The organism is Ferdinandcohnia sp. FSL W7-1320 (genome assembly GCF_038050315.1).
Taxonomy (GTDB): Bacteria; Bacillota; Bacilli; order Bacillales; family Bacillaceae_L; genus Ferdinandcohnia; species Ferdinandcohnia aciditolerans.
Genome location: NZ_JBBPAM010000001.1, coordinates 2,566,122 through 2,586,399 on the forward strand (window position 1 = coordinate 2,566,122; position 20,278 = coordinate 2,586,399).

The window sequence follows — 20,278 nt, forward strand, 5'->3', positions numbered from 1 at the left end:
GACTTGGGGTGACTGGCAAGTCTTTTTTTATGCACCTATTAAATAAAGTGCAGGACTCTGCATTTTTTCCTTGCAAAGCTCTGCACTTTTATTTTGCAATAAACAACTATTTCTAATAATCTTTCTTTCCTAACCACTAGATCTTCAACCATTAAGTAGTCGTTAATGCGGCCAGGTAAGTATTTTTGATATCTTGAATAAGATACCGCTCTTGGTTTTCGAATCCAATCCTTAAAAATGGATAGCCATGGAATAGCTCTCTTCTTGTTCATATAAGGTCTAAAATCTTCAAAGAGAATTTCTCCATCAGGTGATACAGCCTTATATTTATCCCATGTCACTACAAAGTATATGAAAGGGTAATTCGATGCTTTCGGGATATGTATCAATGTATTATCTAATTTTGATTCATTATACTTATTAACTTTTGCCTCAATCTCTTTAAAGACTGGATAATCCTCCTCTGGTATCTCAAGCAAATAGTTCTTTTCTTCATTCCAAAGATCTTCGATCAATACTTCTTTCTCATAGTGAAGTCTTTGGCGGTCTTTTTCTAATTGAACACGAAGTGTTTCTGTAAAATCCTCAAAACTATTCATAACTGGTGATGTTGTAAAGAAGTTGTATCGAATATAACCTACCTTATTTTCCACACTCCCTTTTTCATTACCTTTACGTGGATTACATACTTGGACCTCAAAACCATAATGATTTTGGAACTGGATAAAGGCATCTGTTAGTTGAGCCTCTTCAGTTTTTGATCTGATTTTCTTAACGGCCGGAGTTAAATTATCAATCCTAACTTTTCTAGGAACTCCTCCGGATTGCTTAAATAAAAGTTTCAGCCCTTCAAGAAAACATTCTTGATTTTCAGATGGTAATGGTACCGCAAACCCAGCATTGCTGTATGGATAGGACATTACTAACACATGAGTATCCACAAATTCACCATCTTTAACAACTTCCATGACACCAAAATCAACTTGTGCTTCACTTGGAGGATGTTCTAATCGTTCATGTCCTTTGTCAAGTTCTTCATTATGGCTATTCTCCCAATCTGTTATGAAATAACAAACAGTTCTATAGGAACCCTTAAATCCAAGATCCTGAAGATCTTTGAATATCTGCTTCTTTGTTCTTCGTAATTTTTTCTTTAATTTACTATCTTCAAAAAGCCAATCTGAAACTATTTCTCCCCATTTTTCAGAATGCATCATACCTTTAGATTTCTTGATCTTCGATTTAGGTAACTGATCTTCGTCAGCATACTTCTTAGCTGTCCTCCAATTAATCCCTAAAGTTTCCTTGATTTTTGTTATTGATAATCCTTTTTTGTTACGTAAGTGTTTGATACAATTAATATCAGACATTGCTAGCATCCTTTCTACCTCCACTACCAAATTGCTCGACACAATTAATGTAGTGGGACTTGGGGTGACTGGCAAGTCTTTTTTTATGCACTCATAAAATAAAGTGCAGGACTCTGCATTTTTTCTTTGCAAAGGTCTGCACTTTTATTTTGCAATAAACAGGTTTAGAACTATTAAGAATATTATCCTATCTAAAAGTGATAGCTGATTAAATGTTTTATTACACATGTTTTATGTAACATTTAGATTAATTTTTAAGCTATTAGAGCTTGATAGATTAACATAGATTAACTCTTTCTAATTCGATCTTTGTTCCTAAAGAAGTATAGAAATTAACAATTGAATTCAAGATTTCATGAAAATACTTTGTGATAGAAAGGCAATTTCTTTTAAAACAATATCTAACTTAAATTTATTGTTTCAGTTATTAATAGTCAATAATTTATTAGGGTAGCCTAGTACAAGAAACTTCCCTTTGCCTGTGATGCCAGTCTTAATATATTGTGTTAACTATATGAGAGGAGTAATCGGATGTACTTATCTGAACCAGCTGCATATGATTATTTATATACAAGTGAGCTTGCTTTTGAAAATCGTTTAATTAGTTTTATAGAGTTGATGGAAAGAATATCGTACCTGCTTAGAATTGTTGAGCCTAAAAGTCTATTTTCACAAAGGTTAATGAAAAGAATTGAAGGTTTCCATGCTAAATATCCAGAAACCGAATTAATTGAAATGATTTTAGACAAAGAAATAATCGAAGGGATGTTTTATGATGAGGTTGTTGAGGTATCAGAAGTTCAAGCCTCGGACAATAATAAAGCCCTAACTCAATCCAGTAAATTAGAAGATTTTAATAACAAAGAAAGGTATGATTTAATAACTCATACTAAAGGTATCTATTGTAATTGGGAATTTCATAAGGGTGATGCAGATCCAAATCCATCTATACCCCATGGCCACGGTATTGGAGGAAAATATAATAAATATAAGCTTGATTCATATAGGGGACAAATCTACGATAACAATGGTGCATTTAAAACTAGAGAAAAGAGAGAGTTTATCATAGGCTTGTGGAATAATGAGAAATTTAGAAGTTTTGCTAAAGAAGCCATTGATCATTTTATACAAAACAATCCAAAATATAAGATGAGAGTAAAAAAGCCAAAGGTATTACCTAAAAAAAGGGGTAATTTTCAAATAAAACTTTAGATTTAATATGACTATGATTATTCTCATCTACTAATATAGCGAAAATGTATGATTACAATACTGTAGTTTTTATACCATATAACTCTTATATCTTATTAGAATGGTTCTCGTATCCAAAAATAACTTATATATATAGGATAATATTAATAACTAAACAGAATGTTAGAATTTAAATAAATTTAATCATTTTACACAAATTTTACACGTTACTTGTGCAATAACCTATAAAATCAATGATTTCAAACCAATATCGACCCCGATCACCAGTATCAAATAGGATAAAAAAATATTTGCTAACCCCTTTACTTAAGGTACACGATTTTTTACCTTATCTTAAGTTAAAGGGATTTTTTTTATGAGGAAACTGTAAAATTTATGCATTAAAAAAAGCCAAACTCTCTCGAAAGGAGCAGCTTAACAAACCCTTATTTAATCTGGATTTTGAAACGAAGAAAAGGTTGTTTGAGCAAAGGTTAGAGTCTAACGGTTAAAGTATGCCATTGGTCACTAATAATTCTCGGTTTAATAATAAAATTTTACTTTTCAATCGGAAGTCATAAATAAAATTTCTCTGGGGGTTAGAGCCTAAATATTAGTGGAATTAGTTGGACCAATCCATCCAGTGTTCCGTATTTTCACGACTGGATCTATTATGTATAAAATGGTACAATTTTACTATCTATGTCTACCTAAAACGTAAAGAAACAAGGGGAAAAGCTATGATAGAAAAAGAAAATAAATTAATTATCAATTCAGATAAAGGAAATTTGCTGAATGAATTAATTAGATCCATTAAAGATTGTGAAAGGTTTTATTTTAGTGTGGCTTTTATTAATTTTAGTGGTCTACAACTTTTATTAGAACCGATTAAAGAGGCTGAAGAAAAAGGTATTAGTGGTAAGATTATCACATCCACATATCTTAATTTTACCGATTCAAAGGCTTTAGAAAAATTAAAGACATTTCAAAATATATCATTAAAAGTTTATGTTACAGACAAAGAGATTGGTTTTCATACCAAAGCCTATATTTTTGAGTATAAGGACAGCTATAAAGTTATCATTGGTTCTTCCAATATTACACAAAGCGCACTAAAAAGTAATATTGAGTGGAATGTTGAAATTATCTCAAAACAGGATGCATCTTTTATTAAAGAAGTACTGAAAGAATATAGTAACTTATGGGATATGAGTACGGAAGCTGATGATGAATTTATCAAACGATACGAAGAATTTCTAATGAATTTTAGAAAAACACAAAATACAAGTCAAATGATATATGAACATAACAAACAGTATATAGTCCCTAATCGAATGCAAAGGCGTGCAACCGAAAATCTTGATCGTCTTCGGAGTTTTGGTGAAGAAAAGGCATTAGTAATAGCGGCTACTGGAACGGGTAAAACATATATGTCTGCTTTTGATGTGAAAAGTTTTAAGCCTAAAAGATTATTATTTATTGTACATAGAGAAGAGATATTGAAAAAAGCGAAAGAAACGTTTGAATTGCTATTGCCAAATGAAGGGATCACATTTGGATTACTGACAGGCAATTATAAAGATAAGAGCGTGGATTATTTATTTTCAACGATACAAACGCTTTCTAAATGTTTTCATGAGTATAGAAGAGATGAATTTGACTATATCATTATCGATGAGGCACATCATGCAACAAGTCCTAGCTATCAGAGTGTACTTGATTATTTTAAACCTCAATTCATGCTTGGAATGACCGCGACTCCAGAACGAAGCGATCATCAGAACGTCTTTGAATTATTTGATCACAATGTGGCTCTTGAAGTAAGGTTACACGAGGCACTAGATGATGAACTTGTCATTCCATTCCATTATTTTGGGATTACTGATATTGATGAAATAGATTTAAGTGATGTAAGTATTGACGATTTGGCGGAGGTCACTCGTAGATTAAAAGTGAATGAACGAGTAGATTTTATTATCGATAAGATGGAGTTTTATGGACACGATGGTGAAAAGAGAAAGGCTTTAGGATTTTGTGCGAGTATAGAACATGCCCAATACATGTCAAGCGAGTTTAATAAAAGAGGGTACAACAGCGTTTGTTTAACAGGTGAAGATTCGCCCGACACACGGGAACAGTTTATGAAAAAATTAGAAGATGACCACGATAGCTTAGAGTTCATTTTTACAGTAGATATATTTAACGAAGGTGTCGATATTCCCTCAATTAATGCTGTATTAATGCTAAGACCAACAAATTCACCTATTGTCTTTATCCAACAACTCGGTAGAGGGTTACGTAAGTTTGGGAACAAGAGTTTTTTAACTGTTCTTGACTTTATTGGGAACCACACGAAAACATTCCTTATAGCAATCGCCCTTAATGGTAGTAGGTATTATGATAAAGAAAGTCTCAAAGTGGCCGTAGCGACTGGATTCGCAAATATTCCAGGTGCAACTCATATCCAAATGGACAGAATCTCACAAGAACGTATACTAGAACAAATTGATCGAGAAAATTTTAACTCCATGAAGTATTTGAAAGAAGAATATAATGAATTTAAAAAGTTAAATCAAGGGCGAATTCCATTCTTCTTGCTAGATTATTTTAAGTATGATGGGGCTCCGGATCCGATTAAATTTATTAATCGTGAAAAATCCTATATTCAATTTGTCGCGAAGGTTGAAAAGGATGAATACCTGAAGAAATTGTTACTGAATGAAGATTTTGATGGTACGATGAAGGAGCTATCAAGTAAGCTCCCATTAAAGAGGGTTTATGAATTTGTTATCATCCGTTATTTGTTAGAACATGTGTTTATTGATCTTCAGATTGCTAAGAATGAAATCTTAAAAATAGTAGAAAACGTTGATGATGATAGTATCCTTCATGCATTTGAGTACTTAAATCAAGACTATTATGATAGTGTTCAAAAAAGGACGAAGCCGAAGTTATTCACATATCAAAATAACCGTTTATCTAAGACGAAATTGTTTGTAGATCTACTAGAAGATGAGGAATATCAAAAATTTATTGAAGATGTTATTTTATATGGCATTTACCGCTATGAGAAGGAATTTAATCGAACCTATTATGGAGTTCCTCATTTAAAACTATACGAACAATATCAAATGATCGACACAGCACTACTTTCTAATTACCGCAAAATTCATAGTTCTTATAGAGGTTCTGGATTATTGACAAATGGGAAAGAATTTTTCTTGTTTGTAGACTTACACAAGGAAGCGGATATAAAGGAAAGTATTAATTACAAAGACAAATTCATCAGTACTCGGGAATTTCAATGGCAGTCAGTTAATAATACATCTCAGGAATCAGATCGAGGAAAAGACATCATTTACAATAAAGAAAGAGGCGTGAATCTACACTTATTTATTCGAAAATATCGAGAAATTGATGGGAAGGTTGAGCCGTACATCTATATTGGTACAGGAAATACAATCCATTTTGAAGGAAATAAACCAATCACAGTAAGAATGGAACTTGAACATGAAATTCCTGCTACTATTTATACCGAATTTACTCAAAAAGTATAGTCTTCTCAGATTTGAGAAGACTTTTTTTCATTCATTAAATCATTTACAGCTGGGATATCTGCTGTTGCCCATTTCAATGATTCTAGGTTTTCTTTCTTTAACCAAATTAAGGTTGAATGTTCGCTTGCTACAGGAGTACCCTCCGTAATCTTGCATTTTATTGAAATCAAATTAATCGTAAACGTATCATACTCATGAACATTTTCATTAAATACGGTTTTTGAAGTTATAATTTCACACCCAAGTTCCTCTTGTATTTCTCTTTCTAATGCTGAAAAGATATCCTCGTTTTCTTCTACTTTCCCACCTGGGAATTCCCAGCGATTTGGTATAGACATTTCTGGCGAACGAAGCGCACACAAAACTTCCTCTTGTTCATTTTCTATTATTGCAGCTACAACTTTGACTAGTTTTTTCATATGAACCTCCGAATAATATTATATAAATATCATAACATCAATCCTAAAGTAAATGTATTCTAAGTTAGTTTTACAAGGCCAATTCGTATAGGGCTCATAAAATTGTAGATCGCAAACAGCTGTGGGAGAACAGGAGAAATCGAAAAATAGCCCTTTCGCCCCCTGTTTTTGAAATTATATTTGTGTCTTTTGAATCATAAAAAATAAACTCCTTACTGGTAAAATTTACAATAAGAACATTTACCTAAGAGGAGAGGAATATGGAGCTTATAGACGAAATCGAGAGGAAAGTGCAACGCCGGAAGTATTTAATGATGGTTGAAATATTAGAAGGCTATCGTTCGAATATTCATCAGGCATTAAGCAGAATGGGCAATAGTAAACAGATTTATCGGTCTGCACACGGGTGTTATGCGTATCATTGGAAGGGGCAGACAAGAAATGCGTATGAGGAAATTGCAGCGGAGATTAATAGTACGGGGAACAAAATCAATCATCAGGGTGAGCTGTTGATCAAGGAAATCAACAACGAGATTCGAAGATTACTAGCTAAAGCGGAGGCCCTGCGATGAGTGATATTAAAGTTAAGGCCGAGGAGTTAGAGGATTTTGCTAGTCAAATAGGAAAAGCAGAGCGGGAATGTGACGATGCTTTAGATGCGATTAATTGGCATTTTTCTTCCCTGCTTGCTAATTTTCCAGGAGTGGTTCCAGGCTCCATACATAATTTAGAAGCTGATTTAAAATATTCGATCAAAAAATACAAAAGCAAGCTTGATGATGCCCAACAATTAATTAAACTGACTGCTGCAAATATGAAAAACGATGAACAAAAAATGTCTGGTAAAGTAGGAGAGTTTTTACTTGAACTCGTGGGCTGGTATGACATCCAGCGTGTATTTAGTGAGTATGGCCCCATTACCGGTGAGAAGCTTTCAGCAGGAGACCGTGTACTGGCTGTAGGATTTCTCGCATGACATTTGTCCCACCTGCAAAAGCAGCTGGTGTTGGAGGGAAAGCAGCAGTAAAAGGTGTAAAAGCGGGTCTCCCTTCCCTAGCAAAATCACCCGAGGCTTTTATGAAAATACGAAACGTCCTAGATCCGAAAAGGGTTCAACAAGCATTCCGCTCCGTGTATAATGAAGTGGTAAAAGGTCCAATCGCTGCAACAAAGGTTTGGTTTGATAAAGTGAAGAAAGGAATTGGAGACATTCCGATTCCACAAATCAGACAAGAGGCACTTGCAGGTGTAGGAGTAGTTAATAAAACCGTTAAGGATGCATTTGGTGAAGCAAAGGATTTTATCCAGCGAATTAAGAGTTCGCAAGTGGATGAAGTGGATGTTAAGGGTGTAACTAAGGATACTGGTAACGTTTCGAAAAAGGTAGTCTATGGAGACCAGTTTACAAAAGTTGATGGAAAGAAAGCTTTGAAACCTGATATCGAGTATACAACAAATGAAGGTTATCACTATAAAACCGATAGTAATGGAAGAATATCGAGTGCAGAGGCCAAGTTGCAACTTGGTAAAGCAGAACGTAACCAGTATGCTCAAAGAATTGTTGGTGGAAAAGATAGATTATCTAACGATGATGGTGGCCATTTGATAGCTAGCATATTCAAAGGTTCAGGTGAAATTGACAACCTTGTACCAATGAATGCTACTTTAAATAGAAGCGAGTATAAGACATTAGAAAATGCATGGAGGAAGGCATTACAAGAGGGAGGCGAAGTAGCGATTAAGGTGAAGCCAAAATACGACGGCAATTCTCTTCGACCAAGTGAATTTAAAATTAACTATACAATAGATGGTAAAAAATATTCGGATAGACTTACTAATTATGTAGGAGGAAAGATCGATGGAGACTAATAAGATGGAACAACTATATCAAGAAATTGCGAATATATTAGTTAATATAGTTCCTGAAGAATGGAAAAAAATATTATTATACGCTGAATACAGAGAAGGATATAAAAAAGTTTATTTCTATTATTTCCCTGAAACTGGAGATAAACCTATTTATAGCCTTGATATAGTAGATTTATTTACAATTGATGAAGATGAATTAGAAGAATTGGAGGATGAACTATACAAGTGTTTTTCAAGATTATGGGAGGAATTCAAGGAGCAAGAACAAGAACAATGGACTAATCTAACCTTTATTTTAGAAAACACAGGAAAAATGAAGATTAATTATGGATATGAAAATCTTTCTGAGATTAGCCCAGTAGAAAAACAAGATAAATGGGAAGCTGAATACTTAAAGTAAAACAGTATATTAATCAACCCTATCGTTTTAGGTAGAAGGGAAGATTTTGCAATGTCTCAATGGAAAGATTTATTAAAAGAAATAGCAGAAATTGAAGAAAAATATGGAGGCACCCTTAGAAACCCAGCAACTAATGCAGAAATATCTAACATGGTAAATGAGGTTCATCAAAAATTTGAAAACGTTGTTTTACCTGATACATATGTTAATTTTCTAAAAGAAATAAATGGATTAAAATTTAATGGATTAGTATTCTATGGTGTTGATGAGAGATTGCTTGAACAGGATGTAGAAGAAGAAGTTCATGGGTTTATTGAGATGAATGAGCTTTGGTATGAAAATGATTGGCAAAGACAATATATCTTTTTTGGTGATTCTGATACAGCGTGGTATTGTTACAACTCGAAGGAAAATAATTACGTTGAATTGGATAAACCATCTGGAACGTTAATCCAATATTTTGAAAGTTTTGATTCAATGTTATATGATGCGTTGAAAACTGTACTTTTGTAAGAAAATTTTTTAAAAAAATCATCTTTTGATAAATCTGTTAAGTAGACGATCATTGCTGATCGTCTTTCTTATTGTATTCATACTGCGCAGACAACATATGTTAATGTAGTAAAGGAGGACATTGGTGGTGAACCAACGCCTTTTATTGTGCCTTTAAGCTATAATAAAAACAGATTTTATGGAAGAATTACAGAATTACGATGATACATTGTTTAAGGAGAGAAATGGGGAGGAGGGCAGCTGAATTGGCAACTATACTTAGCGATTTTATAATACATAAAAAAGTTGATAAAGATATGATTTTAAAATATACGAATAAACTACCTGAAGAATTAATAGGAACATGGAAAAAATATGGTTTTGGTACTATCGCAAATGGGTATTTAAAAATAATTAATCCAGACGATTATTTAGATATTTTAGAGAGAAGTTATGTAAGGCATGAGCAAGCGATTCCCATTTTTACAACCGCAATGGGTGATATTATAGTTTGGGAAAAAAATAAGTATGTAAATTTATTAAATTATAGGAAAGGTTTTGTTAATGTTGTTTCATCCGGATTTGAATTCTTTTTTGATGACATTCAAGATAATGAGTTTATGAACGATGAATTAATGTGGCAACCTTTTCCAGAGGCGATTAGGAAATACGGTGAACCTTCCTATGATGAATGTTTAGGTTATACCCCACTATTAGGCTTAGGTGGAGCAGAAAAAGTAGAGAATCTAAAAAAAGTTAAATTAAGAGAACATATTCTTATTATTGCTGAATTTATGGGACCAATCGAGTAAATTCATAAAAAATATATTTAGTATATGATGTGAATATTACGTTAGTTAATAACAATAAGCATTTGATTGTCTCTAGGCAACAAGTGCTTTTTTGTTTGATAGTCCAATCCTTCAAATTAATAAATGGTGACAAATACCAAAGTAGAAGAACTTATTATGTAGGAGGAACGATGGAGACTAAAAAGATGGAACAACTGTATCAAGAAATTGCGAATATATGGCTAATATAGTTTGATACAGGTGGTATTGTTACGACTCGAAAGAAAATAATTACGTTGAATTGGATAAACCCTCTAGAACGTTAATCCAATCCTTCGAAAGTTTTGATTCAATGTTATGTGCTGCTTTGAAAACTGCACTTCTTTAAGTGAATAATCTACTAGAAGGTTTTAAGGAGATAAAAAATTGAAAAATGACGTATCTTTATGGTTAGGATGCTTTAATGACAAGGAAGAATTCGAAAAGTACACAGCAATCAAATATAGTGAAGGTGGAGATAGTATCCCTTCTATTTTTGAGCAAGATTTTAATCTAGGTTATTATAATAGGGACTTAATTGAAAAAGATTGGATTCCTAATGCTAAAGATGATATAGAAAAACTTTTGTTGGATTTTTCGTACGATAACCAAATAATAAAGCAGTACAATAACATAGAATTAAAATCAAAATACAATACGATAATTTTAATTTATAATTTTAATTATACTAAGAACGATAATATTGTTAATTTTATAAGTAAGAATGCCTACAAGTTGTACTTTATAGGTACTGCAGAATACATAGATTTATATAATTTATAGTTTAACGGATTATAGATACAATTAGAAACGAAATACAATATAGAAGTAAAATTAAAGCACTTGATTAATCGTGGTATCAAGTGTTTATTTGTGAAAAGTAGAGCTAAACGAATAGATAAAACTGAGTTGTAAAAGGAGGTACTTTGAATGGATAAAGTAGAATTAATAAATTTTATTAATGAACATATGTAATCAGATGACTTTACAGGTGGTGTTGACGATAGTCAAATCAACTTTGTCCAAGAAAAGCTGGGGGTTGAATTCCCAGAAAGTTATAAGTGGTTTTTAACTACATATGGTTCAGGTGGTTTATTTGGAGTTGATATTTTAGGGGTGGCCAAGTCAAATAGAGTTCCTGTAGTTATTAACACAAACAGATATAGAGATTTAGGTTTGGAAAAAGATCTAGTGGTAATTGAAAATGCTGGAGAGTATGTCTATTGTCTAAATACAAGCAAAATGGAAAAAAATGAGTGTCCGGTAATAGCGTGGAACAGACAAGGTGGGCTTGATGACTACAACACTGCACAAAATTTTTACGAGTTTTTATCACAAAGGCTATTGGATGCCAAAGAAGCGTGGGAAGAAGATTTTTAAGAAAAATCAGAGTGAAAACTAATCACATTGAACAAGAAAAACAGATATGACACAATTGAAGGACAAACATATGCACGTTTATACATTAATTGCATATGTTTGCCAATTTTTTCGTTTATGAAACTGCCAGTGTGCTGTCTTCAAATTTAATTATTAATCTCATAGTTCAATAGTATGTGCTTTAATATGTCACGATATTGTTACTTGGATTAATACCCAATATTAAGCGCTTATTTACTAGTTCGAAGTTCACTGCTATTCCTCCGAATAGTCTATTTTTGCTATGTGATTTTCTACTGTATTTCGTTTGATTCTTTTATCACTTACATACCCAAAGAAGGTTGTCATAAAGATTAGACCAATGACCATAATCGTAATAGATTCAACTAAATAGGAAGAATCCATGCTGAAAAGAACATTCTTTCTAAACCAAGCTTGAAACGGAAGTCCAAAGCCAAGCAATACCGCGAAGAAAAGGATTTTGGTTCGAATACTTTTCCCCTTCATTTTCTTGATGGAGTTGTTAACAAAAAGACGAAGCAAGGCTAGACCTGTACCAATCGCAAAGAATGTGAGTAAAAAGAATTTGATATCTTCATTAAGTAAAAAAGCTTTCAAAATCATAAATAGTGCAGCGATGGATGCTGCGATCATCAATATATAAGATTTTTTCATTGATATTCACCTCAGATTAATTAAAATTTATAAATTGTAGGGCGAGAAGTCGAGTGCATGTAGATTTCCACTATTTTGTACCACTCAACATTGTGTTGATTGCCTTGTTACTTATTTTATTTTGTTGTTAAAATGAAAGCAATGAACACATTTCTTCAAACTGTTCAGTGGTAGGGAGGAAGTAGCGTGAAATCAATCTATAGTGAAATGAATGAACAAACAAAAGAAAAAATCCAAAGTAACTTTCTTCAGTTACTACAGAATAAACATTTTATGAATATTACGGTTCGAGATCTAACAACACAGGCGAAGATCAATAGAGGAACCTTTTATTTACATTATGTAGACAAATATGATCTACTTGCTCAAATGGAGGATAGTTTGCTTGATGGACTTGAATTACATTTGCAGCGTATAAAGCCCCAGGACATGCTTTTGGTGGCACAAAAGGGAGAAATTCCTACACTTTCTATTGAGGTATTTCGTTATATTCAAGAGAATGCACACTTATTTGAAGCCTTTTTAGGGGCGAATAACTTAAGTGGATTTCAAAAAAGACTAAAGCAATTTTTCATGAATCACTTTGTTCAGAAAATGGAACAAAATAGGGAGTTCTTTAATCACGTGACGATCCCTCAGGATTATTTCTCATCTTTTGCTATTTCTGCATTTTTAGGATTAATCGAACAATGGTTAGAAAATAACCTGACTGAAACACCAGAAGAAATGGCGAATATGTATATACAAATTATCTTCTTTATCAAGAAAATCTAGAAGTAGGTCGATGTTAGAGATTTCATTGAGAAAATAGGCTTTTTTCTAAAAGATTGTTGCATAATAATGCAAACCTAGTTGATTGGAGCGTAAGGTGGCGACTCCTCGAAAATGTATTCACATTTTCTTCGTGCGTGGGAAATTTCAAAGAAGCAAATTCAATGTCCAGCGGGAAAAGCGTGAGACTTGAGACCCCGCAGGAGCAGAAGCGACTTTTCCAGTTTCAGCGGCTAGAAACTCGAGAAATTTCAACTCCTCCTTCAGAGGCAAATTACGCCTCTTTGTCGGAGTGGCCAAATTTTCTCGTTTCTGTGCAAGCCGCCTCCACATTTCGTTGAGGAGGCTCAAGCCACGCCCGCGGAAAGCGTCCACCTGAAGCGGAAGTCAACGATATAAAAACAACAAAGTTTTGCGAAAACAGCCAAAAAATAACAGCACCCCCAATCAAAAGAGAGGTGCTGCATGTGTTGACTTTAATATTCACCTTTGATGACAAAAAACGAGCCCCGAATTGTTCCAGCTAATTTAGACTTCTGTCTGGCAAACTTAAACTTACCTTCTAACTCTTTTGGAACCTCCATTCCCTCAGATAGCTTAAAGCCAACGGCACGCTTCTTAGGGTCATCAATCGTATACAAAACATTCACTCCAAGACCATCTTCATAAAAGACATAGGTCCAGTTAATGTTTTCTACTTGAAAACGTGATGTTTCTAACGGTTTAGCCGCAAATTCAATATCACGTTCTTCTTTCAATACTCTGTTCACATAGTCGAGGTTCTCCTGGCTTTCGCTAGCTGGTATCACGGTAAATGGATGCTTATATTTGTTCATAAAGTATCGAGCTTCATGTGCGCGTAAACCAGCTAGTGCATCAGCTACTGGTGAAGACTCCAAACCAACTGTAGATACATTTTTAAAATCAACGATATAGGACATTTCCATCCCTCCACTTATTTCTTAACAACCGGAATCCACATTTCGCCAAAGACTACGTTGTCACGCTGTCCCATTTCAACCGAAGTATTTGGGCCACCCACATAGGCATAATCCGTTGCTTCTGCTAAAGCCTGACCAAAGGCTATGCCAGTAAGTGTTTGGCTTAATTCTTCAGCCGTTTCCGCTTCACCTTTTACTACTAGATATGGACCCTCAGGGAACTGGATGACTCTGGTTGCTTCAGGGATTGTTTTCTCTGTCATTACGCCAGCGTAATGCATCATTTTGTTATTTACTGCTTCGTTTACCGCAAAAATGTAATTATTTGTGGCGATTTCTTTCAAAGTGGCAAGTCTTCCATCTTCTTTAACTTCATGCCAAAAGTCGGCTTTTTCCTTGGTGATACCAGCAAAGTCTCTGTAGTCACTCTTAAGCTCTGTTCCGATACCTAACACGATAAAACTGTCTTTTTCTTCAATTGTATAATTCGCCATTTCAAAACCATCCTTTTCAAATAAGATTATCAAACGATTTATCTTTTCACTTGATATGTTTATAATAGCCTTAAACCATGTCAAAAAATGATACTGTTTAGGAGTCGCCATGAAAAAAGTTGAACGGATTAATATCATTATGCGCTATATTAACAACCGCTCTCATTTTACCATTTCTGAAATCATGAGTGAATTTAACATTTCTCGCTCGACAGCCATTCGGGATATCAGGGAAATTGAGGCGATGGGAATGCCGCTTGTCGCCGAGGTAGGCAGGGATGGCGGTTATTTTGTCATGCATAATTCAGTCCTTCCCGAGGTTCGTTTTACAAACGATGAAGTTAAAGCACTTTTTATCGCCTTTATGGCCACAAGAAATCAACAACTGCCGTATCTGAAGAGTCGTCATTCTTTAGCTGAAAAATTACTTGGTCTCATCTCAGAAAGCCAGCAAGATGACCTTATTTTGTTAAATAAAATTCTCCTATTTGAAGGAACCAACCCGAACAATCCCGACTTATTAGATCTTTCAGACCTTCCTCATCCCATGTTAGAACAACTCATCCAGCTTCTTTTATTGGATCGATATTTATTGATTTTTATCGAAGAAGCGAAGGTCGTTAAATCCTATGAAATATATCTCTTGAACCTATATCGTGAAAAAAGTGTCTGGCTCATTGAAGGATTTGAGTTAAAGGAAGAGAAGCGAAAGATTTTTCCTGTCGATCAGCTCACAAATGTAAAACCGTACACTCCGGAAAAACGTGTAAGTGAGAAGAAGATAGTAGAAAAACTCAGAAAACAGGAAGAAGAAATTAATTTTGTCCTTGAACTTGGACCACTGGCAATCGCGCAGTTCAAAAAATATCACCCTTTAAAACTTTCTCTTTCCTATACGGATCCTTTTCAAGCAACAGCCATTCTAAAGACTAATGTTGATGTTCATCATTCAGAAGAAGTTAAGGAACTAGCTAATTGGCTTCTTTTTCTAGGTGAGGACATTAAGATCCGGGAAGTGCCAAAAGAAGTCTTAGCGTATATACAAGACAGACTATCATTATTTTATCCATCATGAGGGGCAGGTAAAATTAAAATTTTGGAGCCTGTTATGGAAAAAGTTTTACCTGCATCGGTGGGAGGAGGGAAACAGGAGAGAATCTTAACTTCCGTCCCATCAAAGAAAACGGTTTCCAAAAGAATTCATTTTAATGCTAAAACTCTGTTTTTTTCGAAGACTCAATGAATAAAACACGTCCTTTCAATCAACATTTGGTATAAAAATATTTATAATTTTTTAAAAAATGTCTTGATTTTGCCATATTAAGAGATTAATATATAGTTGAAAGCGGATACATATTATTTTTTTACCCATTTACGAAACCGGTTTCCAAAACAATTCTATTACCATAAGGGGGTGTTCATCTCTAGATCGAATCATAGAAGTATTGAAATCTTAGTAAATACTAATTATTTGGGGGGCATTCACGTGAAACGTATGAAAAAATTTGCTGCTCTTGGTTTATCATCTATGCTTGCACTTTCCTTAGCGGCTTGTAGTGGAGATAATGCTGAAAAGTCTAGTAGTACAAATGAGGATGGCGGGAAAAAGGAACAAATTACGTTAGACTTCTGGACGTTTGGTGCAACTGGGTATGAAGATTTAGTGAAGGAATACGAAAAAGAAAATCCAAACATTAAAATTAAAGTTAAAGCATCTGAAACTGCCGATCACCATGATGCACTCTTTACGTCATTATCTGCTGGAAGTGGCGCACCTGATATCGCGATGCTTGAAATTGATCAATTTGACCGTTTTAAAGTTGCTCAAGATCGATTCGCGAACCTTTATGATTATGGTGCAAATGATGTGAAGGATCAGTACTTAGATTGGAAATGGGAAGTTGGAGAAAATGCGGATGGCGATTTCTTATTTGGTCTTCCAACGGATATCGGTCCTAAAGCGTTGTACTACCGCACAGATTTATTTGAGCAAGCTGGTCTTCCAACAGATCCAGATGAGGTGGCATCACTTATTAATTCACCGAAAGCATTTGAAGAAGCTGGCTTGAAGATTAATGAAAAAACGGGAATGCCTTTTGTAGATAGTATTGAAATGGCATACCGTGCATACTTAGATGCTGCTAAGACAGCTTATTTAACTCCTGATAATGAATTAAATCTTGGGGCAGATAGTGAAGTGAAAAAAGCATACGACTATGCTGTACACCTAAATGATATTGGCATCGTTGGGAAATATGAAATGTGGAGTCCTGAGTGGGCGAACGCTGTTAATAAGGGTGAGTTTGCTGCTGAGTTAGGTGCAGGTTGGTTAAAAGGCTGGATGGAAGGAAATGCTCCTGATGCTGTAGGTAAATGGAAAGTCGCTACATTGCCAACAGAATTTGCAGCTAACTGGGGTGGTTCATATATCGCAGTGCCAAACGAAACAAAACATGCACAAGAAGCGTACGATTTTATTGAATGGCTCGTATCACCAGACAATCAATTGAAATCCTTCCAAAGCCATGGGTTATTCCCATCTGCTCATGCTGTTTATGATATGGAAGAGTTCAAGTCAAATCAAGATGAATTCTTCGGTGGTCAAGCGTCTGCTCCAGTATTTGCTGAAGCTGCTCAAGATATCGCGGGTATTGGATTTAAAGGTGAAAAGTACTTCCCGGTTCATAATGAAATCTTAAATGCACTTAAAAATGTTCAAAACAAAGGTGCAGACCCAGAAAAAGAATGGGAAGCTGCTGTGAAGCGTGCAGAAGATTTAATGAAACGATAATCTAGTAGACTTCTACGTTACTAGCATAATCAAACGATCTGGTCGGCTTATGAAAGTAGGCCGACCATCCTCACATAAACACTTGTGAATGGTGAACAGACGTAGAAGTTGTAGCCTATTCTATCTGAAACAGAAAAGAGGCGTGAAAATGAATCCAATCAGTAAGAAAGTATCAATCAATAATGTACCAATCGTAAGGAAAAAGAAATTCAGATCTGAAGAAAAGAAAGATATGATTTCAGGATATTTATACATAGCGCCTTTCTTTATCATTTTTGCCATTATTGGGCTTTACCCAGCTTTATTTAGTTTTTACCTAGCCTTCCAAAAATGGAACGGGTTAAGCCCGATGACATTTAATGGATTAGCTAATTTTGAACTCGTGTTGACCGACCCACTGTTTTGGAAATCAGTCTATAACACGATCGTAATGGGGATTATGGGTACGGCCCCACAATTAATTGTTGGTCTTATTCTTGCCTACTTATTAAATATGACGTTTCTTAAGTTTAAAGGATTTTTTCGAGTCACGATTTTTATGCCCTATTTAACGTCAATGGTGGCAGTAGCCCTTATCTTTAGTGTGTTGTTTAGTAATCATGAATCTTCACTTGCCAATTATGTGCTCACTCATTTCTTTGGACTGGATCCTATCGCTTGGGCCGCATCGGAATGGGGAACGAAAATTGCCATATCAATCATGGTGTTCTGGAGATGGGTAGGGTACAATACCATCATTTATTTAGCAGGGATTCAAAGTATACCGAATGATTTATACGAGGCAGCTACTGTCGATGGTGCCAATAAGTTTCAACAGCTCTTGTATATTACAATCCCAATGATGAAGCCATTTATCATCCTAACTGTCTTCACTTCAACCGTTGGTGCCATGCAATTATTCTCTGAACCTACTGTTTTCTTAGGTGCGGATGCTTTTACAAGGGATGAAGCAATGACGATTGTGATGTACCTATACCGAGATGCGTTTCGATTACAGTCATTTGGAACAGCTTCAGCAACAGCGATAATACTGTTAGTCATCATTTCTGTGTTTGCTGTCCTTAATATTAGATTAACGCAAGGCTTTGGAAGAAAGAGGGGTGTCAGTAAATGAGTACTGTAGCAAAGAAAAAACGAAAAAAGATTTCCGTAAGCAGAACACTTGTATATTTGTTTTTACTCATTGCGGCTGTCCTCTCCTTGTTTCCATTTTATTGGATGTTCGTGATGGCGACACGGCCTAGTGCTGCATACAACAGTATTCCTCCAACTTTAACACCAGGAACAATGCTAGTTGAAAATTTTAAGAAGGTACTTAATCAAATTGACTTCTTCGGTGGAATGTGGAATTCGTTTGTACTGTGCGCAGTTGTTACAATCGTCGTACTCTTTATTAGTTCATTAGCAGGCTTTGCGTTTGCGAAGTTTAAATTTCCAGGCAAAAACATATTCTTTGTTGCCATCTTAGTAACGATGATCATACCGCCACAGCTAGGATTAATTCCTCAATATTTCTTAATTTCAAAAGCAGGGCTTCTTGATACCTTACCAGGGGTTATGATTTTATTCTTTTTAAATCCATTAGGAATCTTTCTGATGCGCCAGTATATTACTGAAGCCGTTCCGGATGAATTGATTGAAGCTGCGAAATTAGATGGATGTTCGAACTTCCGTATTTACAGAGGAATTGTGTTACCGATTATTTTACCAGCATTTGCGACGCTTGGTATCATTGTCTTTACAGCCGTTTGGGGAGAATTCCTCTGGCAGTTTACAGTATTACGTGATCCAGAAATGTATACCATTCAGGTTGCATTGGCACAATTGAGCAATACGCATAATGTTGATTTTGGTATGATTTTATCTGGTGTATTCTGGGCGACGGTTCCATTATTAATTATTTTCTTATTATTTAACCGATTGTTTATTTCAAGTATTACGGAGGGGTCCGTAAAATCATGAATTTTCCTGCCAAGCTATTGTTTCACTCTGTAACTCTTAGTAATCTAGCAGTAGGAAGATTTTTAACGGAATAGAAGGGATAACACGATGAGTTTAACGATAAAAGACATTGCACAAATGGCAGGAGTTTCTCAGGCAACCGTTTCAAAGGTGATCAATAATTACGGTGGGATAAGTGAGAAAACAAAAAGTAAGGTCCTGACGGTTATTAATGATATGGGGTATGCGCCTAACTTTTCAGCTCGTGCACTAGCAACAAAAAAATCCAATCTGATTGGTCTAATCTATGCTGGTAAGATCAATGTTGATATGACGCATCCCTATTTCAATGAGGTAATTTCAACCTTTAAGAAAAATATTGGATTACTAGGGTACGATATCTTAATGTTTTCCAACGAACATTTTCTACAAGATCAAGGCAGTTATTTAGCTAGATGCAAGCATTTTAACGTGGATGGCTGTTTAATTATTGCAGGTGAAAAAGTAGAGGATGCGACCTATGAGCTTGCGGAAAGCGGTTTCCCTTGTATAGGAATCGATATTGAATTGACAGGACCCAGGGCTAGCTATGTCATAACAGATAATGAGAATTTATCACGAAAAGTGGTTGAACATTTTTATTTGAATTCGATTCGGAAAATTGGCTTTATCGGCGGAATGAGAGATTCTGTCATTTCGAATTACCGGTTGGAAGGTTTTAATAATGCGATTAATCAGTTTGGTCTTGAGAAAAGAGACGAGTGGATCCAATACGGTGACTATAATGAGGAAAGTGGTTATCGTTGCATGAAGGAAATACTTAGTTCGAAGAATTATCCAGAAGCTATTTTCGCTGCATCAGACTTAATGGCATTAGGTGCAATCAGGGCTATTAAAGAAGCTGGATTACAAGTTCCACGTGATATAAGAGTGGTTGGATGTGATGACATTGCGGCTTGCCGATACAGTGATCCTGCCTTGAGTACTGTGAAACAGGAGAAGGAGAAAATCGGAAAGCTTTCCGCTTATATGTTAAATGATTTAATTGAGGGAAAATCAAAATTAAAACCTGTGTTTACAGACTCTGAAGTGATCGTCAGGGATTCGTGTGGCACGAAGAAAGCCTTCTGGTAAATTCAGATTATCTCGACTTGAAT

20 protein-coding genes and 1 pseudogene are annotated in these 20,278 nt (G+C 35.0%); 16 read left to right on the plus strand and 5 right to left on the minus strand.

What is annotated here, in order from left to right; genetic code table 11:
* Positions 1 to 38: 38 nt before the first annotated feature.
* Entirely contained in the window at positions 39 to 1,379 is a 1,341-nt protein-coding gene (gene istA / locus NST91_RS12870; protein WP_341331466.1) for an IS21 family transposase, read from the minus strand.
* Between the two features lie 522 nt (positions 1,380 to 1,901).
* On the opposite strand from istA, the gene NST91_RS12875 reads away from it, so the two are divergent.
* Together NST91_RS12875 and NST91_RS12880 are read left to right on the plus strand one after the other, a co-directional pair.
* Positions 1,902 to 2,582: a hypothetical protein gene (locus tag NST91_RS12875; RefSeq protein WP_341331467.1), complete on the plus strand. Its 681-nt coding sequence runs from the start codon at positions 1,902 to 1,904 to the stop codon at positions 2,580 to 2,582.
* A gap of 719 nt (positions 2,583 to 3,301) precedes the next feature.
* Complete coding sequence (locus NST91_RS12880) at positions 3,302 to 6,118, plus strand: DEAD/DEAH box helicase (protein ID WP_341331468.1); 2,817 nt, start codon at positions 3,302 to 3,304, stop codon at positions 6,116 to 6,118.
* 5 nt (positions 6,119 to 6,123) lie between these two features.
* On the opposite strand, the gene NST91_RS12885 is transcribed toward NST91_RS12880, so the two are convergent.
* The gene (locus NST91_RS12885) at positions 6,124 to 6,537 is read right to left on the minus strand and encodes a (deoxy)nucleoside triphosphate pyrophosphohydrolase (RefSeq protein WP_341331469.1); all 414 of its coding nucleotides are present in this window, start codon (positions 6,535 to 6,537) and stop codon (positions 6,124 to 6,126) included.
* Positions 6,538 to 6,797: 260 nt separating this feature from the next.
* Between NST91_RS12885 and NST91_RS12890 the strand changes: the two genes are divergently transcribed.
* From NST91_RS12890 to NST91_RS12925, 8 genes and pseudogenes are all read left to right on the plus strand, one after another.
* A complete protein-coding gene (locus tag NST91_RS12890) occupies positions 6,798 to 7,109 on the plus strand; it encodes a hypothetical protein (protein ID WP_341331470.1) in 312 nt (103 codons plus the stop codon).
* Positions 7,106 to 7,513 carry a pre-toxin TG domain-containing protein gene (locus NST91_RS12895; protein ID WP_341331471.1) on the plus strand — a complete coding sequence of 136 codons (408 nt, stop codon included), beginning with the start codon at positions 7,106 to 7,108 and terminating at the stop codon, positions 7,511 to 7,513. Before NST91_RS12890 ends, NST91_RS12895 begins: the two co-directional genes overlap by 4 nt.
* Positions 7,510 to 8,406, plus strand: a complete 897-nt coding sequence (locus NST91_RS12900; protein ID WP_341331472.1) for a DNA/RNA non-specific endonuclease — start codon at positions 7,510 to 7,512, stop codon at positions 8,404 to 8,406. Before NST91_RS12895 ends, NST91_RS12900 begins: the two co-directional genes overlap by 4 nt.
* Positions 8,396 to 8,806 carry an immunity protein YezG family protein gene (locus NST91_RS12905; protein ID WP_121445984.1) on the plus strand — a complete coding sequence of 137 codons (411 nt, stop codon included), beginning with the start codon at positions 8,396 to 8,398 and terminating at the stop codon, positions 8,804 to 8,806. The genes NST91_RS12900 and NST91_RS12905 overlap by 11 nt, the downstream gene beginning before the upstream one ends.
* Positions 8,807 to 8,857: 51 nt before the next feature.
* Entirely contained in the window at positions 8,858 to 9,319 is a 462-nt protein-coding gene (locus NST91_RS12910; protein WP_341331473.1) for a YrhA family protein, read from the plus strand.
* A gap of 224 nt (positions 9,320 to 9,543) precedes the next feature.
* On the plus strand, positions 9,544 to 10,110 hold the full coding sequence (locus tag NST91_RS12915; protein ID WP_341331474.1) for a T6SS immunity protein Tdi1 domain-containing protein: 567 nt from the start codon (positions 9,544 to 9,546) through the stop codon (positions 10,108 to 10,110).
* A gap of 405 nt (positions 10,111 to 10,515) precedes the next feature.
* The gene (locus tag NST91_RS12920; protein ID WP_341331475.1) at positions 10,516 to 10,911 is read left to right on the plus strand and encodes an immunity 22 family protein; all 396 of its coding nucleotides are present in this window, start codon (positions 10,516 to 10,518) and stop codon (positions 10,909 to 10,911) included.
* A 147-nt stretch (positions 10,912 to 11,058) separates the two neighbouring features.
* Positions 11,059 to 11,508 (plus strand): annotated as a pseudogene (locus NST91_RS12925) (SMI1/KNR4 family protein).
* A 255-nt stretch (positions 11,509 to 11,763) separates the two neighbouring features.
* Here the strand turns inward: NST91_RS12925 and NST91_RS12930 are convergent.
* Positions 11,764 to 12,183, minus strand: a complete 420-nt coding sequence (locus tag NST91_RS12930; protein ID WP_341331476.1) for an MFS transporter permease — start codon at positions 12,181 to 12,183, stop codon at positions 11,764 to 11,766.
* Positions 12,184 to 12,369: 186 nt separating this feature from the next.
* Between NST91_RS12930 and NST91_RS12935 the strand changes: the two genes are divergently transcribed.
* A complete protein-coding gene (locus NST91_RS12935) occupies positions 12,370 to 12,957 on the plus strand; it encodes a TetR/AcrR family transcriptional regulator C-terminal domain-containing protein (RefSeq protein WP_121445990.1) in 588 nt (195 codons plus the stop codon).
* Positions 12,958 to 13,430: 473 nt separating this feature from the next.
* On the opposite strand, the gene NST91_RS12940 is transcribed toward NST91_RS12935, so the two are convergent.
* Together NST91_RS12940 and NST91_RS12945 are read right to left on the minus strand one after the other, a co-directional pair.
* Positions 13,431 to 13,895, minus strand: coding sequence for a DUF8821 family protein (locus tag NST91_RS12940; RefSeq protein ID WP_341331477.1), 465 nt, complete (start codon positions 13,893 to 13,895; stop codon positions 13,431 to 13,433).
* A gap of 14 nt (positions 13,896 to 13,909) precedes the next feature.
* Positions 13,910 to 14,389, minus strand: a complete 480-nt coding sequence (locus NST91_RS12945; protein WP_341331478.1) for a GyrI-like domain-containing protein — start codon at positions 14,387 to 14,389, stop codon at positions 13,910 to 13,912.
* A 109-nt stretch (positions 14,390 to 14,498) separates the two neighbouring features.
* Between NST91_RS12945 and NST91_RS12950 the strand changes: the two genes are divergently transcribed.
* The 5 genes from NST91_RS12950 (at position 14,499) to NST91_RS12970 (ending at position 20,255) form a co-directional block, all read left to right on the plus strand.
* Positions 14,499 to 15,464 carry a helix-turn-helix transcriptional regulator gene (locus tag NST91_RS12950; protein WP_341331479.1) on the plus strand — a complete coding sequence of 322 codons (966 nt, stop codon included), beginning with the start codon at positions 14,499 to 14,501 and terminating at the stop codon, positions 15,462 to 15,464.
* Positions 15,465 to 15,875: 411 nt separating this feature from the next.
* On the plus strand, positions 15,876 to 17,180 hold the full coding sequence (locus tag NST91_RS12955) for an ABC transporter substrate-binding protein (protein ID WP_341331480.1): 1,305 nt from the start codon (positions 15,876 to 15,878) through the stop codon (positions 17,178 to 17,180).
* Positions 17,181 to 17,328: 148 nt separating this feature from the next.
* Positions 17,329 to 18,294 (plus strand): carbohydrate ABC transporter permease, encoded by a 966-nt coding sequence (locus tag NST91_RS12960; RefSeq protein ID WP_341331481.1) that lies wholly within the window; start codon positions 17,329 to 17,331, stop codon positions 18,292 to 18,294.
* Positions 18,291 to 19,142 carry an ABC transporter permease subunit gene (locus NST91_RS12965; protein ID WP_121445994.1) on the plus strand — a complete coding sequence of 284 codons (852 nt, stop codon included), beginning with the start codon at positions 18,291 to 18,293 and terminating at the stop codon, positions 19,140 to 19,142. Before NST91_RS12960 ends, NST91_RS12965 begins: the two co-directional genes overlap by 4 nt.
* An 87-nt stretch (positions 19,143 to 19,229) precedes the next feature.
* Positions 19,230 to 20,255, plus strand: coding sequence for a LacI family DNA-binding transcriptional regulator (locus NST91_RS12970; RefSeq protein ID WP_341331482.1), 1,026 nt, complete (start codon positions 19,230 to 19,232; stop codon positions 20,253 to 20,255).
* The last annotated feature ends 23 nt before the right edge of the window (positions 20,256 to 20,278 follow it).